We start from the raw sequence: 15,536 nt of genomic DNA, 5'->3' as shown, positions 1-15,536 counted from the left end.
TACCATCATCAGAATTAGTAACTGACTAAATATAATTTATGGGAATAATCTCTCTTGAAGGCTTAGAATTTTTTGCTTATCATGGCTATTATGATGAAGAGCAAAAAATGGGTAATAAATATTCGATTGATATTGCTATCACGGCCGATTTGAATCGTGCCGCACAGGAAGACAGATTAAGTTTGACAGTAAATTATGAAGCGGTTTATACTATAATAGCCGATGTAATGAAAATCAAACACAGGCTATTAGAACATATTGCCTATAAAATTATTGAAGCTGTTAAGGAGCAATTCCCGGAAATTCAGCAAATTACTGTAAATGTTTCCAAGTTTAATCCACCAATAGGGGGTGTTTGCGAACGCTCAAAAATATCTATTACTACACCTTTCAGCCTTCCTCCGGTAGAAGAAGGCTGAAAGATTAGCTGATTAATTAACTTGTGGTGAACTATATCTTGTGGGTTTCCACTGATTATTCTTAGCATTAACATCAGGTAATTTTCCATCAGGATCTATTACGACGGATTCGATTGTAGAGGTAGATGGGTATTTAAAACTCCAGGAATTGCCTCGTTGCCATATTTCGACAGGTAAATCTACTCTTTTAGTTGTGCCATTGGCTTCTTTTATTTCAACAACTGCCGGCATTGGCATTTTCTCTAAATTTTCAATCGTAATTACAGCTCCTTTAGTGGCATCCTGCTGAATATAGCTGACGTCTTTCACACCCTGGTCAATTTTCCAGTCATTTACGTACCAACCTTTCCAGAACCAGCCTAAATCTTCACCAGCAGCATCTTCCATGGTTCTGAAAAAATCTAAAGGTGTAGGGTGCTTAAACGCCCACCGGTTTACATATTCTTTAAAAGCATAATCGAATCGCTTCTCACCTAATATCAATTCTCTTAACATTGTAAGTCCAAAACCGGGTTTTACATAAGCCGCCAATCCTAAGTTATTGCTTTGTACTACATCAGGGATATTCATGATAGGATCCCGGTCGTAGAAATATGGAGCATACTGACGAGCATTTTCAGGCTGATAATACTCCCCATTATTGAAGTTTTTAGTGGAAAGTGTATTTATAAAGGTATTAAAACCTTCGTCCATCCAGCCATACTTTCTTTCATTTGTACCTACGATCATCGGAAACCAGTTATGGCCAAATTCGTGATCGGTTACTCCCCAAAGACTTTCATTCTTGTCTCTGTAGCTACAAAAAACTATACCCGGGTATTCCATACCTGCCACAACACCGGCTACATTGGTGGCAGATGGATATGAATATTCATAAATATATTTAGAATAAAACTCAATACAACCTTTTACGTATTCGGTAGAACGGTTCCAGCTATCATCAGTTGCACTTTCGATTGGATATACCGATTGGGCAATAGAAGTTTTACCACTTGGCAAATTGATTTTGGCTGCATCCCAAACAAAAGACTTTGATGATGCCCATGCTACATCTCTTGCTTGCTTACATTTAAACTTCCAGGTTAAAGTGCCACTGTTTCTTGGTCTTGACTTTGGGTCTGTTACCTCTTCTTTACTTCTGATAACAACCGTCTTGTCGCTTTTTTTAGCCTCGTTAAATCTCCTGATTTGCTCCGTTGTTAAGACTTCGTTTGGATTAATCAATTCACCTGACCCTGCCACAATATGATCCCAGGGTACAGTTATATTATATTCAAAATCACCATATTCTAAATAAAACTCTCCAGCACCCAGATATGGCAGGGTATTCCAGCCCTCAACATCATCATAAACGGCCATTCTTGGATACCATTGAGCCATTTCGTAGATAGTTCCGTTTTCGGTGTCCTGCTTTCCCATTCTATCTGATCCGTAACGAGGAACTTTAAACGAATAACTTATTTTAATTTTCAATTCTTCACCATTTGCTAATGGTTCTGATAAACGTATCTGCATACGGGTATCATCAATCAAGTGTTCTGCATATACAGAGCGTGTCGAAGACTTTTTACCTACAATAACTTTTTTTTCAGCACTTACAAACTGTACTGTATAGCCACCTTCAAAACCTGTATTTCCAAAGCGACCACCCACTATTGCAGTTGTTTTTCCTCCACGGGAATTATCATTAAACTGATTCTGGTCTAATTGGAGCCAAACAAAGGGAATTTTGTCAGGGCTATTATTTTTATAGGTAATTTCTACATCTCCGGTGAGTGTATTGGTGGTTTCGTTAAGTGCGGCATTTATTTTATAATCTGCTTTATTCTGCCAGTACATTGGCCCGGGTGCACCTGTGCCACTTCTGTAGGCAGTACCAGGCATAAAATTAAACAGAGGATTAAATGCATCTCTGTGGTCGTATTTAGACGCAGCAGGTGTTTGTGCCTGTATAAGGTGTGTTGCAGCTAAAAGGCCAACAATAAGTATCTTGCGAATTTGCATGTTTGAAATGAAGATAATATTTGTTTAAAAATTATTAAATAATGCTCAATTAACGGTAAAATTAATGTTTTCGTTTAATGAGAAAGGTTAAAATTCATAAATGTTTGTTGAACAAAGTCTCAATATGACAGTTTTTGTGTAATATTGGCAATCAAAATCAACCCCCTTTAATACTTATGAATAATATAAAAACGCAATCCAAATTATTTTTGGCAGGAATTCTGTTAATGTATGCAAGTATTGCCTGCCAGTCTAAAAAGAGTGAAGATACAATGGAAACAACAAAAGCATCTATTACGAAACAAGCATGGGGTAAATTGCCTGACGGACAAGAAGTAAGCCTTTATACTTTAACAAATGCAAAGGGCATGGAAGTGAAAATAAGTGATTATGGTGGATTGATTACGCACTGGACAGCACCTGATAAAGAGGGTAAATATGAAGACATAGTATTAGGATATGATTCACTTTCGGGATATTTAAAGGCAAGCCCCTTTTTTGGTGCGTTGGTAGGGAGATATGGTAATAGAATTGCCGATGCAAAATTTACTTTAGACGGTAAAACGTATAATCTTTTAAAAAATAATGGACCTAATCACTTACATGGTGGTAAAATAGGGTTTGATAAAGTAATATGGAAGACTGAAGAACTAACTGATGGGAGAATCGGATTGAAGTTGAATCATGTGAGTAAAGATGGTGACGAGGGTTATCCTGGGAATCTGAACGTTGAAATAACGTATGTTTTGACTGATGATAATGCTCTTGAAATAAATTATAATGCTACTACAGATAAAGCTACTGTTATAAACCTGACGCAACATTCTTATTTCAATTTGACAGGTGGTAAAACTGACCATTTGGAACATGAGGTGATGATAAATGCGGATCATTTTTTGCCAGTTGACAAAACATTAATACCAACAGGCGAGTTAAAAGCAGTAAAAGGTACAGTTTTTGATTTTACAACACCTAAAGCAATTGGCATGGGAATTAATGATACTACTGATATTCAGATAAAACTTGGAGGTGGATATGACCACTGCTGGGTGCTGAATCAGCCTAAGAAAGATTCGTTGATTCTGGCGGCAACGGCCTATGAACCAGCTTCTGGCCGCTTAATGGAGGTATCAACTACTGAACCTGGAGTACAGTTTTACACCGGTAACTTTTTAGACGGATCCATTACAGGGAAAAATGGAGTAGTATATAAGAAGCGTTCGGGATTCTGTTTTGAAACAGAGCATTTTCCGGATTCACCGAATCAGACCAAATTTCCAACTGTAGTATTACGCCCCGGGGAAACGTATAAGACTACTACGATATATAAGTTTTCGAGCAAATAAAAATTTAATAAAAGCCTGTTTAAAACGTTCGATGCAAAAAAAAATATAGAAAACCATCAGGAGCTAATAACATTATCTGTTAGTTTTTGTTTTTAAATTAAATAATTACCATTTTTGCGGGAAAGAGTCTCGTAATCATTCTCTAAAGCACCTAATAGAGACCTAAAACTCACAAAACCTAATAGATAGAAATAGTTTTTTCCTAAAGAATGTGTTTCTGTCACTTTAATTTAAATAAATTATTTTTGTATCCGATTGGATTAGAAATTTATTCAGACACTTTAAAAATCTAAAAAAATGAAAGCTTCTTCATTTAGAATTCTCACACTTGTGGTATTATTACCGTTGTTGGGGTATGCCCAGCAGAATCCAGCGCCCAGTCAACCACAGAACCCTTGTAACACATTACCCTATAAAGTATTCCAGGGTAATTCTGATGCAAAACGTGTTGTGTTGAACAGACTTGGCACCAGCCCACAATTCGGAGAAATTCCTAAACATACGGCACAATCTGCTTATAGCCACCTGAAGAGGGTTTATCAGAGGAATCAGAGGGGTATTAAAAAAGAGATGGATGATTTATTGATTGCTTTAGGCTATACAGGATTTAACGACCCTTCGTTTACTGTCAGCAGCATCACTCCAGAAATTCTTCCTAAAGGAGCAACTGGCTGGATGGGGGCTTATGCCAGAGGTCACAAGTATGTTTGGTCTGAGTTAGGAAGAGATTTTGAAACTTTCAAAATAAAAGCAAAATCAGGTGATTGTTATATTTATATTATGAAAAAATGCGGTAACGCTTTTCATATTCCTTCTTATTTTCCTTATTTGCCACCAACTCCTCCAGTACCTCCTACTGTTTGTGTTGAGCAGCAAGTTACGATTAGCGCAAAGGGTGAAATTTCAAGTGGCGATGTAATGAATGCCAGCAAAACAATGGAAATTGTGGCTGTAAACGGAACTAAAGGTCTTTGCTTAGGATCTTATCCTGTGGCTTCTCGTGCTACCTATGATTTTAATGTAAAAGGTGAAATGTCTTATTCAAAAACAATCCCTGTTTGCGTTGATCAAGGTGCGGCACTTCCTGCAGCCATGAATCTTACTTTACCGTTGAATCTGGATTATAAAATCACCAAATCGGAAGTAATGGTGGGTGAAGGAGATAAAATTTATCTGAATGTAGATGAAAAACAATTCAAAGCCTTAGGAAAAGCATATAAAGATTGTCCTGTTACTGCAAGTGCGGCAACTACAACTACCCAAGCGATTGAGAAAAAGGTTTTATCTGAAAGCCCGTCTGATGTTACAATCGGAACAGCAGGTGCAACCAAGTGTGCTGATCAAAAAATCAATTTCATGGGTAGAACCGAAATACAGGATGGTAGCATTAAAAGTGCAAGCCCAAGCGTAACAGTAATAGGCGTATATAAAAAAGCTGGCAAGTTGGCCAAAGGCGAAATGCCAGAAAAATACCTATGTTTAGGTTCGTTCTCGGTACCGGTTAAATCAAGCTACGAAGTGGTTACTTCTGGTTTAAGTAATGTTTCTAAAATATTTAAGGTATGTGATGCAAATGGCAACCCACTTCCAGAGCAAAACGTAAATATTCCGGTAACATTGAATTATAACTTTACAAAACAAGATGTAATGGTTGGTGATTACAATAAATTATATGTAAGTATAGATGAAAGCCAATACAAAAAACTTGCTAAATCTTATAACCGTTGTTGCAAAGATGGAAAAGAAGGTTCTTGCGTAGAAAAATAAGAAATCGTAGTTTTCTCACATAAAAAATACCCTGCAGGTTTTGTTGCAGGGTATTTTTGTTTAAAGTCGAATAGGACAATAAAGCAATATAAAAATTACCAACCAATATACCCGATTGGGGTAACTCCATTCAACCTTAAATAACAGATGGCCTGTCCACGATGATGTATAATGTGGTTTTCTAAGGCATATAATAGTCTCCATACAGGGATTTTGTCTCCTGCATAGCCCTCAATCTGTGCAAATTTATCCGGTTTAGTTTCCATTACAGTCTTTTCAACCCAAGCATAAAAACCTTTCAGTTCAGCCTCTAATTCCGTTTTTGAAAGTTTCGCCCAATAACCATTCTGCTTTTCTTTTTCATCGTATGGATTAGGGAGGTTTAATCTACCACAAATTTGAGCCGTTGTAAAAGTAATGCAATGCACAAACTGGGTTCTGAACGAAAAAGACTCTGGTGTATATTTATATTCAAATTTCTCTTCCGGCATCTGATTAAAGATTTTCAGCGTGTAATCTAATGAACTTTTCCAGGCAGTGCTAAACTCATTTTTAAACCCTAACAGGTCTTTTTTATCATCAGTTTTTGCTAAAACTGGTAAGCCTATCAATGTTCCGAACAAAGATTTTAAGGCATTTTTGCGTGATATTTTCATAATATTTATACGTTAAAGCCAGGGGCTAACAAGTGTTTATATTCTTCATAATGTTTTCGCACGTATGTGGCCATAAAAGGGCATAAAGGCATTAATTTCAAACCATTTTCTTCGGCATATTGTAAAGCATTTTTAGCCAGTAAACTACCCAACCCTTTGCCTTCCAATTCTTTTGGTACTTCGGTATGTGTAATAATTATTTCATTCTGTCTTTTAATGTATTCCTGATAAGCCATATTTTCTCCGATATTAATGAGAAAGAGATGATCATCGGGTTGATGTTTTACGGTAGGAGAATTTGTCATAGTATGAATTTTAAAGCCATTGGTGAATAGAAACCGTATAAATTTACTTATTTTCCTGAAAATAAAACGGTTTTTCCTGTTGGTATCGAAATAATTTAAGCAACAGTGGGTTTTCAAAGAATTATTTACTGAAATTTAACGATTTTCAAATGAAAACGATTCATTTGGATTTTACAACGGCTTAATAGCGATTTTGGGGCATTCAATCTTAAATAATTTTTATTGTTAACATTAAAAACCTTATTTACCATTACTTTAAAGGGGATATAAAAGAAATTTAAATGAACGCCATTATTATAGAAGATGAAAAACTTGTAGCACGTGAACTCGTTGCCAGTATAGCTGAGATTGATTCCGGATTAAATCTGATTGAGATTCTGAGCAGTGTAAAAACATCAATGCGTTGGTTTGCAGAGAACCCCGAACCAGACCTCGTTTTTGCTGATATTCAGTTATCTGATGGTGTAAGTTTCGATATTTTTGATAAATTTAAACTTACCTGCCCAATTATTTTTACAACAGCCTATAACGAATATGCGATCAGAGCCTTTAAGGTTAACGGAATTGATTACTTGTTAAAGCCCGTAGAATTAGATGAATTGCAAAGAGCTATAGACAAAGCAAAAAATATTGTAAAGAGCAAATCGAAAGTAGCGCTTGACCTGACAAAGTTAGTTGAGGCATTTGGGAGCTCAAGTAGTAATCGAAATGCTTATAAAGAACATTTTTTAGGAAATCTACGCAATAGTTTAGTACCAGTTAAGACTAAAGAGATAGCCTTTTTTAACCGGGAAACAATTAATTTTTTTGTGACTAAAGCAGGAGAAAAGTATATACTTGATATAGATACTTTAGACGATGTTGAAGTGTTGCTTGACCCCAATATATTCTACCGTGCTAACAGGCAAATAATTATTAACATTGATGCTATTCAAAGTGTGAAAAGCCTTACCAATGGTAAACTTGTACTTAAACTAAAATCCCCTAACCATGCCTTTGAAATTGATATAAGCCGCGATAAGGCTCCGGTATTCAGACGTTGGTTAGAAAAATAATTATTCATGTTTCAACAGGTATTCCATACATTATTATTGTCGTTATTTCTTTGTGCAGTGTCTTATGCTCAAAAGAAAGTCTCGTTTGTTTTTTCGCACTTAAATGAATCTACAGGACTGCCAAATAACTCAATCTTCTGCTCTTTACAAGACAAAGATGGTTTTATATGGCTTGGTACTGCTGATGGACTTCTCAGATTTGACGGAAGCCACTTTAATGTCTTTAAAAGTAATTATAAAACGAATAATTCGCTGTCACATAATTCGGTTACTGATTTATTTGAAGATAAAGATGGTAAAATCTGGATATCAACAACTTATGGTGTTTGTTATTTTGATAAAAAGAAGTTAGCGTTTGTAAGTTTTTTAGAGGATAGTGTATCAAAATTTGGTCGATGTACTTCTATTATGTGCGATGACTGGGGCAATGTGTGGTTTGCTGGAGAAAACTTTATTTGCTCGTATTCAAAAAAAACAAAGAAATTTATCCGATATAATCATGATCCAAGTATTGTTGGTTCTGTTTCTTCTCCTGAGGCTTTTCTCTCATCAATCGCCAATGATCCTGTTAATGGTGGAATTTGGATATCTACTTTTAAAGGATTGAATTATTTTGATATCAGAAAGAAGCGATTTTTTAATTATCTCAATAACCCTGATAAAATTCCGATATTTGATGATGAATTAAAAGGAATAATAAAAGTTATAGAGGGTAAATTATACTATTATGACCAAGGTCTTAAATCGTTTATAATATATAACCTTAAAGCAAAGCAGATAGAAAGGACCATCTCTTGTGTAGCATGGAAAGAAACAAGTACATTGTTATCATTTTTAATTGATAAGAATAGGAATATTTGGTTGAGTTTTTTTGAGAGTTCGTATTATATTGATTCAACAGGCATACCAAAAGAAATAGAATATGATGACAATAAAAATACCTCAATAGGAGGGAAGTATGCTTCTACTATCTGGCAGACTGAAGATGGTACTATTTGGATGGGAACAGCAACAAATGGAATTTCATATACGAACCCGGATAAAATTTTTTATCAGGTTCATAGCATTCCTGATATTGATAAGTTAACTCATGATAGAAAGACCTATGAAAGTATTAATTCATTTGCAGAAGCAGAAGATAAAACTTGGTGGATGGGTACATGGACAAGCAGGTTAATTCATTTTAATCCTCAAAAAAAAACAACTGAAATATTCTCTGTACCTATTCCTAAAGTTGCTAACCGCCTAAAATACATACATAGTGTGCTCGACTCTAAAGATATTGTGTATGTTGCGGCTCAAGAGGGAGTTTTCATGTTTAATAAGATAGCCAGAAAGTTTTCTACTTTAACTTTACCACCAAAAATAGATCTGAAGAGGGTGGGTACAATGGCTATCCTGCTAAAAGATGATTTTCTTTGGATACGGACGGATACTTCTGCTGTTTTTTCTTACCAGATAAGTCAAAAAAAATGGCGGGAATATTATTTGCCCCATAGTGTTAAGAAAGGGTTTTTTACAACAAGATTTTTTTTAGAAACAGACCTCAAAGGAGATTTATGGACAAATATATATCCAGAAGGATTAGCCAGATTTTCAGAAAAAAAAGAAGCATTTATCTTAGAAGATATATCTAATCATCAGCCATTTGAAGAATGGTTTTATCAGTTTAAAACAGATTCTTCAAATAACTTCTGGATTCCAAGTTTAGGGTTTGGCTTAATAAAATATGACAAGCGTAAGAAACAATATGAGAATTGGCGAGAAGCCGACGGTTTGGTTTCTGATTACTGTGCAGCTGTTTGCCCGGATGAATTTGGTAAAATCTGGATAGGAAGCCTGAATAAGTTCTCAATATTTGACCCTCATACTAACCAATTTCAGAATTTCCGACTTCCATATAATGATACAGAAGCTGACTATCGAAATTATATGTTCCGGTTAAAAAATAAACATATTCTTACGGTTCTGAAAAACTATCTTGTAGAGTTTATGCCTGAAAAAGTAGCCAGCGCAATACCTAAAAGTCCGGCCTTAATCAGCAGTTTGCAAACACCAGATAGCACATTCCTGATTAATTCTGAAATTAGAGAAATTACCCTTAATGCAACACAAAACAATTTTAGCATTTGTTACTCGGTATTAACTCCTTATCATGAGCAATATAAATACTACTATAAGTTAGAAGGATATGATGAGAACTGGGTAGCAGCAGATAGTAAAACAACAGCTAACTACACTAAAATACCTGGAGGTAAATATGAGTTTAAGGTAAAAACTGTGATGAATAATAAATTTATAGAGAGTAAAATGCTTATTATTGAGGTAGATACTTTTTTTTATAAAACACAATGGTTTTTATATCTGGTATTATCACTGATAGGAGGTTTAAGTTTTGCCTTTTATCGGTATAATGTACAAAAAACTGCTGAAGTGCATCATTTGCAAATACAAACAGCACGGCTACAGAAAGATAAAACAGAAATACAATATCAAAATCTGATTAATCATCTGAATCCTCATTTCTTGTTTAATAGTCTTACATCATTAAATAGTCTGATAACTATAAATCCGAAACAGGCCTCGAAGTTTTTAAAGCGGCTTTCGTTGATTTATAGGTATATATTGCAGAATAAAGAAAAAGAATTAGTAAGTCTTGATGAAGAAATAGCCTTTGTACAAAATTATATCGATTTACAGAAGTCAAGATTTGAAGAAGGATTGCAGGTGTCTATTCAGATTCCAGAGGAATATTCTATGCTTCGGATAGTTCCGGTAACGCTTCAAAATCTATTAGAAAATGCTATCAAACATAATATCATTGAGGATGAAATCCCATTAGTGATTTTTATTTATGGAAAAGATGACTATCTGATTGTTGAGAATAACCTTCAGAAAAAGCATTATGTTGAGACCTCCAACAAGCAAGGATTAACGAGTCTTCAGACACTTTATTATTATTTATCAAACCGTAAACTGGAAATTATTGAAACAAATGAAAAATTTATTGTGAGAATACCACTTCTTTAGTCTTTATCAGAAGGTGGGTGGCATAGATATTTTATACTAAATATGAGAATTGTATGAATATTTTCTTAATTTGGTAGAGATTTTGCTTTTAAATGAGTAGAGTCTATTGTAATCGCCATGAAAACTCACTTTCCAATGAATCCATCGTTTACCCTGCGTTTTTTGAGTGGAGGCAAATCGAAGTACATTCGCCCCGAAGAGATAATATTTCTCGAAAGTAAAATAAACTATACGATTCTGTATCTAACTAATGGAAGAACCCTGCTAAGTGCAAGGAATTTACAGGTTTACGAAAATAAACTTGTGGGATTTTCGAACTTTTTCAGAATTCACCGAGGTGTTATTATTAATATGTTGCATATCGAAAAAATAAAGCTGGAAAAATTTACAGGCTCAGTTTATCTAAATTCTGGTGAAGAGTTATGTATTTCAAGAAGAAGAATTAAAGATTTTGAAGCTAAATATAAGCAGATTTAATCAGAGAGATCAAATTACATCATGAAACGGTGAGATGAAAACTTTTTATCTCACCGTTTTTTTTAAGTTGTTCATAATAAGTGTATTAGTGTGATGATGAATGAGGTTCTTCTCTATGTATTACTGGGGTATTTGCTCCACTTTTTTTTAGTTTCTGTAAATCTTATAGAAATTTTCAAAATTTTCTTAAATCCCTTAATTGGAAAAAAGATACTCAATTTGAGGAATAAGTTTCCCATATATAAGCCAAAAATTGATAAGATTTGATGATGGCATAAATAAACATTTTTTAATTAAAAAAAATGTAAGTAGAAATTAAACCCCAAAATAAACAATTTAAGGATTGGCATAGCTTTTTTTTGATCATGGTGTGTAAACTAAATCCTTTTTTTTATCATGAAAACAAAAAGCATTTTATTGAGTTCTGCCATTTTTATAGGGTTAGGAATGGTATCTTGTAATTCAAATTCATCTGAGGATTCGAAAGATTCTACAGAACAAGTAAACAACGAGGCAATTGAAGCCACTGCACCTACAGACTCTGTAGCAAAAGCTCAAAAAGATGATGCAGAGATGGTGGTAGATTTGGCAAGTGGGGGGATGTTTGAAGTTGAATTGGCAAAAGTAGCGGTGCAAAAGGCTACATCAAAAGATGTTAAATCGTTTGCTCAGATGATGATTGATGATCACACCAAAGCAAATACTGAACTTAAAAATATTGCAGAGGGCAAAAATATTGTTTTGCCAACTACGTTGAGTAATGATCATCAGAAAACTTTAAATGATGTCTCGGAGAAGAATGGAAAAGACTTTGATAGAAAATATATGGATCTTATGGTAGAAGACCATAAAAAAGATATTAGTAAGTTTGAGAAACTGGCTGATAAAGGCAATGATGGTGATTTAAGAACATTTGCCTCGAAGACGCTTCCTACCTTAAATCATCATAGAGAAGAAGCTGAAAGAATTGAGAAAATGACAGACAAAATGTAAAATGAGAATTTGCACATTCTCTTAAATAGTTATGATTATGCCTTGGACAAAATCAGATTATCCGCCCTCCATGAAGAATCTTTCTGCTCCTGTCAGAAATAAAGCGGTAGAAATTGCCAATGCTTTATTGGAAGATGGTCGAGAAGAGGGTTCAGCTATAGCAATTGCCACTTCAAAAGCAGAAGAATGGGCAAAAAACAGAGGTAAGAAAGTTAAGAAAGGAGATTCTTGACTAAAATAAGAAGGAGCTCATAAGTCTGGCTTATGAGCTCCTTCTTATTTAATATGAAAGAAGATCAGGTCTTCAGTTTTTTCTTCTTAGCCGCAGGGAATAATACATTATTCAGAATGAGGCGATAACCAGCTGAATTAGGATGAAGGTTTAAATCAGTTGGCTCTTCACCCACATAGTGCTGATAATCTTCGGGGTCGTGCCCTCCATAGAAGGTCCAGAAACCTTTGCCTGCTGTTCCATGAATATATCTGGCTTCGCCTAAAGAACGATTCTCGGCCATTGTAATTACCTCGGGTTTAATATACTGTTTTTTGAAGGCGGTTGTTTGCCCCATAAATCCTTTAATAAGGTTTGCGTGATTCTGGGTAAGCATGGTTGGGATTGGATCCCACTTGGCTGAAAACTGGAATAATGAGAAATAATCGTTGTTTTCATTAACACCCCGTTCTTCCTGCTGATTGTCAATTGTTGAAAACTCCATTTCATACGGATTCAGATAGAGTCTGAAATTCTGAAAAGCGAAGCAGTTTTCAAAATTCAGTTTTTTATCCGCATTTGGGTCTGCACCGTCTCCGTCATAAGGAGATTCAACAATATCTACTCCATCTGCTGCCAAGGCAATATCAAATGTATCAGTTGCATTACACATGGCAAACATATAGCCTCCACCAAAAACAAAATCACGTATTTTTTTTGATACTGCCAGTTTTAAATCTGAAGTTTTTGAGAAATTGAATTTTCTGGCAATCGTCTCGGCCTCCTGTTTTTGTTCCTGATACCATGCCTGACCCCGCATACGTAGAAATTTGCCGAATTGCCCGGTAAAATCTTCATGGTGCAGATGTAGCCAATCATATTCTGGTAATTTATTTTCTAATACCTCTTCGTCAAATATTTTGTCATAAGGAATTTCGGCATAGGTTAAAACCAGCGTTACAGCATCATCCCACGGCTGGGTTGTTTTTGGAGAATAAACTGCTATTTTTGGAGCTTTATTTAACTTAACAGCATCCATGTTGGCATCAGGAGAAGCAATTTGCGCTAAAATAGATTGAGACTCTGCATCTGAAATAGTTTCGTAGCTCACACCTCGGATCACACATTCATTGATATAACTTTGAGAAGCATCAAATAAAAAGCTTCCTCCTCTGTAGTTTAGCAGCCATTCAACTTCTGTTCCGTGCTCTTTCAGCAGCCAGAATGCAATGCCGTAAGCCTTCAAGTGGTTTTTTTGGCTTTCGTCCATAGGTATCAGGATTTTATTCGCAAAGACCTGTGACACAAACGAAAGTGAAAGGGTTAATAAAATTAGTATTTTCTTCATACTCAAAACCAAATTAATTTAAGATATTACAGCAATCTTTATACCAACTAACGAAAAAAAGGTGGTCTTATTGGATATCTGCTGTTCTTTGTAGATTAGCTACCAGGCAATTTAATTTTTTTTTTTGAATGATTGTCCGAAACTGAAAATTTGATTCGTCTTCAGTAAAAAAATTAATTTAATCATTTTTTAAAATTAAAGAATCATGGAAAAATTTATGCTTATCTTCCGTAATGAAATGCAAGTTGAATCAATGTATGAGAATTTTTCACCAGAAGACATGCAAGCCGAATTGCAGAAATGGAATACCTGGATAGGCGGAATAGCAGCACAAGGCAAACTTATTGCTACAGATGCGCTTTATCCGACCGGAAAAACTGTGAAGGGGTTAAATCATGTAGTAACTGATGGCCCATACACAGAGGCAAAAGAAATTGTTAGTGGATTTATGCTTTTAAAAGCAGATTCGATTGAGGAGGCGATAGAACTTTCAAAAGGATGCCCTATGTATGATTATGACAGCATTGTAGAGGTAAGGCCTATTCAGAATTTTGAATAATATTGACAGAGAAAAACAAATACGAGCAAGTCAATCAGTTAGTTAGTCATCTTTTTCGCCATGAGGCAGGAAAGATGACTTCTGTTTTGGCACGTATGTTCGGCTTTGACCGTATTGAAATTGCTGAAGATATTGTGCAGGATACGCTTCTTAAGGCTTTGAGTGAGTGGAGGAATCAGGTTCCGGATAATCCGGCTGCCTGGCTTTACAGAGTGGCAAAGAATCAGGCTCTTGACATTTTAAGAAGACAAAAGTTATATGGCGAAATAAGTCAGGAGTTAGGTTATTTGGGTGAACAGGCAGAGAATAGCATAGGTAAAGTTTTTCTGAGCGATGAGATCGAAGACAGTCAGCTAAGAATGCTGTTTGCCTGCTGTCATCCAGCTATAGCTTCGGAGTCACAGATTACTCTGAGCCTAAAAATTTTAGGTGGTTTAAGTGCTGCTGAAATTGCAAGGGCTTTTCTGACAACCGAAGAAACAATCAATAAACGGCTTTATCGAGCGAAAGAAAAGATTAGAAATGAGCATATAGTGCTGGAGGTTCCTCAGGCAAAAGAACTGACAGGTCGTCTTGAAGCAGTATTAAAGATCATTTATCTAATTTTTAATGAGGGGTATAGCTCTTCACACCCCGACCAGCTTATCAGGCATGAGCTATGCGAAGATGCCATTCGTATCTGTTTGCTGTTAACTCGAAATTCCCTGACCAATTTACCCAAAACAAATGCGCTTTTAGCTTTAATGTGTTTTCAGATAGCGCGTTTTCCTGCAAGGCTTGATGATAAAGGAGCCATTGTTTTACTCAAAAATCAGAATCGTAGGTTATGGGATAGTTTCATGATTTCACGAGCATATCAGTTTTTCAGAAATTCATCGACAGGGAATGAAATCAGTGAATATCATATTGAAGCTGCTATTGCTTCATATCATGCCTCGGCAGAAAGTTTTGAGAAAACCAATTGGGAAGTAATTTTAAGGTTGTATAACATATTGGCAGGTATAAAACCAACACCTTTTGTATATCTTAACAGAGCCATTGTAAAAGGTTATGTACATGGTGCAAAATCGGCATTAGAAGACCTGTTAAAATTAGAAAGCCTGAGTAAGAATTATGTATATCAGACAGCTAAAGGAGATTTATATGTTGAATTGAAGGAGTATAACTTAGCTAAACAATGCTATGAGGAGGCTTTGAATTTAGTTACTTCAGAGCCTGAGAGGAGGTTAATTGAAAAGAAACTTGTCTGGTCCTAAAAATACGATACAAGATTTATTAATATTAAAGGTACACTTTAAGCAGTAGTAATCAATTGGTTACTACTGCTTTTGCTTTATAAGATTTTATGTTTAATTGATTTTGATTG

14 protein-coding genes are annotated in these 15,536 nt (G+C 35.3%); 10 read left to right on the top strand and 4 right to left on the bottom strand.

Annotated elements, in window-relative coordinates; genetic code table 11:
• Positions 1–38 precede the first annotated feature (38 nt).
• Positions 39–419, top strand: a complete 381-nt coding sequence (gene folB / locus H1R81_RS18575) for a dihydroneopterin aldolase (protein WP_181842259.1) — start codon at positions 39–41, stop codon at positions 417–419.
• 12 nt (positions 420–431) lie between these two features.
• Here folB and H1R81_RS18570 read toward each other — a convergent pair whose 3' ends face one another.
• Positions 432–2,423 carry a M1 family metallopeptidase gene (locus H1R81_RS18570; protein WP_181842258.1) on the bottom strand — a complete coding sequence of 664 codons (1,992 nt, stop codon included), beginning with the start codon at positions 2,421–2,423 and terminating at the stop codon, positions 432–434.
• Positions 2,424–2,599: 176 nt separating this feature from the next.
• Between H1R81_RS18570 and H1R81_RS18565 the strand changes: the two genes are divergently transcribed.
• Entirely contained in the window at positions 2,600–3,769 is a 1,170-nt protein-coding gene (locus H1R81_RS18565; protein WP_409013562.1) for an aldose epimerase family protein, read from the top strand.
• A 297-nt stretch (positions 3,770–4,066) separates the two neighbouring features.
• Positions 4,067–5,536 (top strand): hypothetical protein, encoded by a 1,470-nt coding sequence (locus H1R81_RS18560; protein ID WP_181842257.1) that lies wholly within the window; start codon positions 4,067–4,069, stop codon positions 5,534–5,536.
• A gap of 95 nt (positions 5,537–5,631) precedes the next feature.
• On the opposite strand, the gene H1R81_RS18555 is transcribed toward H1R81_RS18560, so the two are convergent.
• Together H1R81_RS18555 and H1R81_RS18550 are read right to left on the bottom strand one after the other, a co-directional pair.
• Positions 5,632–6,192 carry a DinB family protein gene (locus H1R81_RS18555; RefSeq protein WP_181842256.1) on the bottom strand — a complete coding sequence of 187 codons (561 nt, stop codon included), beginning with the start codon at positions 6,190–6,192 and terminating at the stop codon, positions 5,632–5,634.
• A 5-nt stretch (positions 6,193–6,197) separates the two neighbouring features.
• On the bottom strand, positions 6,198–6,497 hold the full coding sequence (locus H1R81_RS18550) for a GNAT family N-acetyltransferase (RefSeq protein WP_181842255.1): 300 nt from the start codon (positions 6,495–6,497) through the stop codon (positions 6,198–6,200).
• Between the two features lie 281 nt (positions 6,498–6,778).
• Between H1R81_RS18550 and H1R81_RS18545 the strand changes: the two genes are divergently transcribed.
• From H1R81_RS18545 to H1R81_RS18525, 5 genes are all read left to right on the top strand, one after another.
• On the top strand, positions 6,779–7,552 hold the full coding sequence (locus tag H1R81_RS18545; protein ID WP_181842254.1) for a LytTR family DNA-binding domain-containing protein: 774 nt from the start codon (positions 6,779–6,781) through the stop codon (positions 7,550–7,552).
• Between the two features lie 6 nt (positions 7,553–7,558).
• Positions 7,559–10,582, top strand: coding sequence for a histidine kinase (locus H1R81_RS18540; protein WP_181842253.1), 3,024 nt, complete (start codon positions 7,559–7,561; stop codon positions 10,580–10,582).
• 135 nt (positions 10,583–10,717) lie between these two features.
• On the top strand, positions 10,718–11,059 hold the full coding sequence (locus H1R81_RS18535; RefSeq protein ID WP_220275261.1) for a LytTR family DNA-binding domain-containing protein: 342 nt from the start codon (positions 10,718–10,720) through the stop codon (positions 11,057–11,059).
• 396 nt (positions 11,060–11,455) lie between these two features.
• On the top strand, positions 11,456–12,052 hold the full coding sequence (locus H1R81_RS18530; RefSeq protein ID WP_181842251.1) for a DUF4142 domain-containing protein: 597 nt from the start codon (positions 11,456–11,458) through the stop codon (positions 12,050–12,052).
• A gap of 37 nt (positions 12,053–12,089) precedes the next feature.
• Positions 12,090–12,284 carry a DUF2188 domain-containing protein gene (locus tag H1R81_RS18525; RefSeq protein WP_181842250.1) on the top strand — a complete coding sequence of 65 codons (195 nt, stop codon included), beginning with the start codon at positions 12,090–12,092 and terminating at the stop codon, positions 12,282–12,284.
• Between the two features lie 64 nt (positions 12,285–12,348).
• Here the strand turns inward: H1R81_RS18525 and H1R81_RS18520 are convergent, their stop codons facing one another.
• The gene (locus H1R81_RS18520) at positions 12,349–13,611 is read right to left on the bottom strand and encodes an asparagine synthetase B (RefSeq protein ID WP_181842249.1); all 1,263 of its coding nucleotides are present in this window, start codon (positions 13,609–13,611) and stop codon (positions 12,349–12,351) included.
• Positions 13,612–13,816: 205 nt separating this feature from the next.
• On the opposite strand from H1R81_RS18520, the gene H1R81_RS18515 reads away from it, so the two are divergent.
• Both H1R81_RS18515 and H1R81_RS18510 read left to right on the top strand, forming a co-directional pair.
• Positions 13,817–14,170 (top strand): YciI family protein, encoded by a 354-nt coding sequence (locus tag H1R81_RS18515; protein ID WP_181842248.1) that lies wholly within the window; start codon positions 13,817–13,819, stop codon positions 14,168–14,170.
• A 2-nt stretch (positions 14,171–14,172) separates the two neighbouring features.
• Positions 14,173–15,426: an RNA polymerase sigma factor gene (locus tag H1R81_RS18510; RefSeq protein WP_229251171.1), complete on the top strand. Its 1,254-nt coding sequence runs from the start codon at positions 14,173–14,175 to the stop codon at positions 15,424–15,426.
• Positions 15,427–15,536: the final 110 nt, after the last annotated feature.

The organism is Emticicia sp. BO119, assembly GCF_013912375.1.
In the GTDB taxonomy this organism is placed as follows: Bacteria; Bacteroidota; Bacteroidia; order Cytophagales; family Spirosomataceae; genus Emticicia.
The sequence above is the reverse complement of the archived record's forward strand: the minus strand, read 5'-3'. Positions and strand labels throughout refer to the sequence as shown.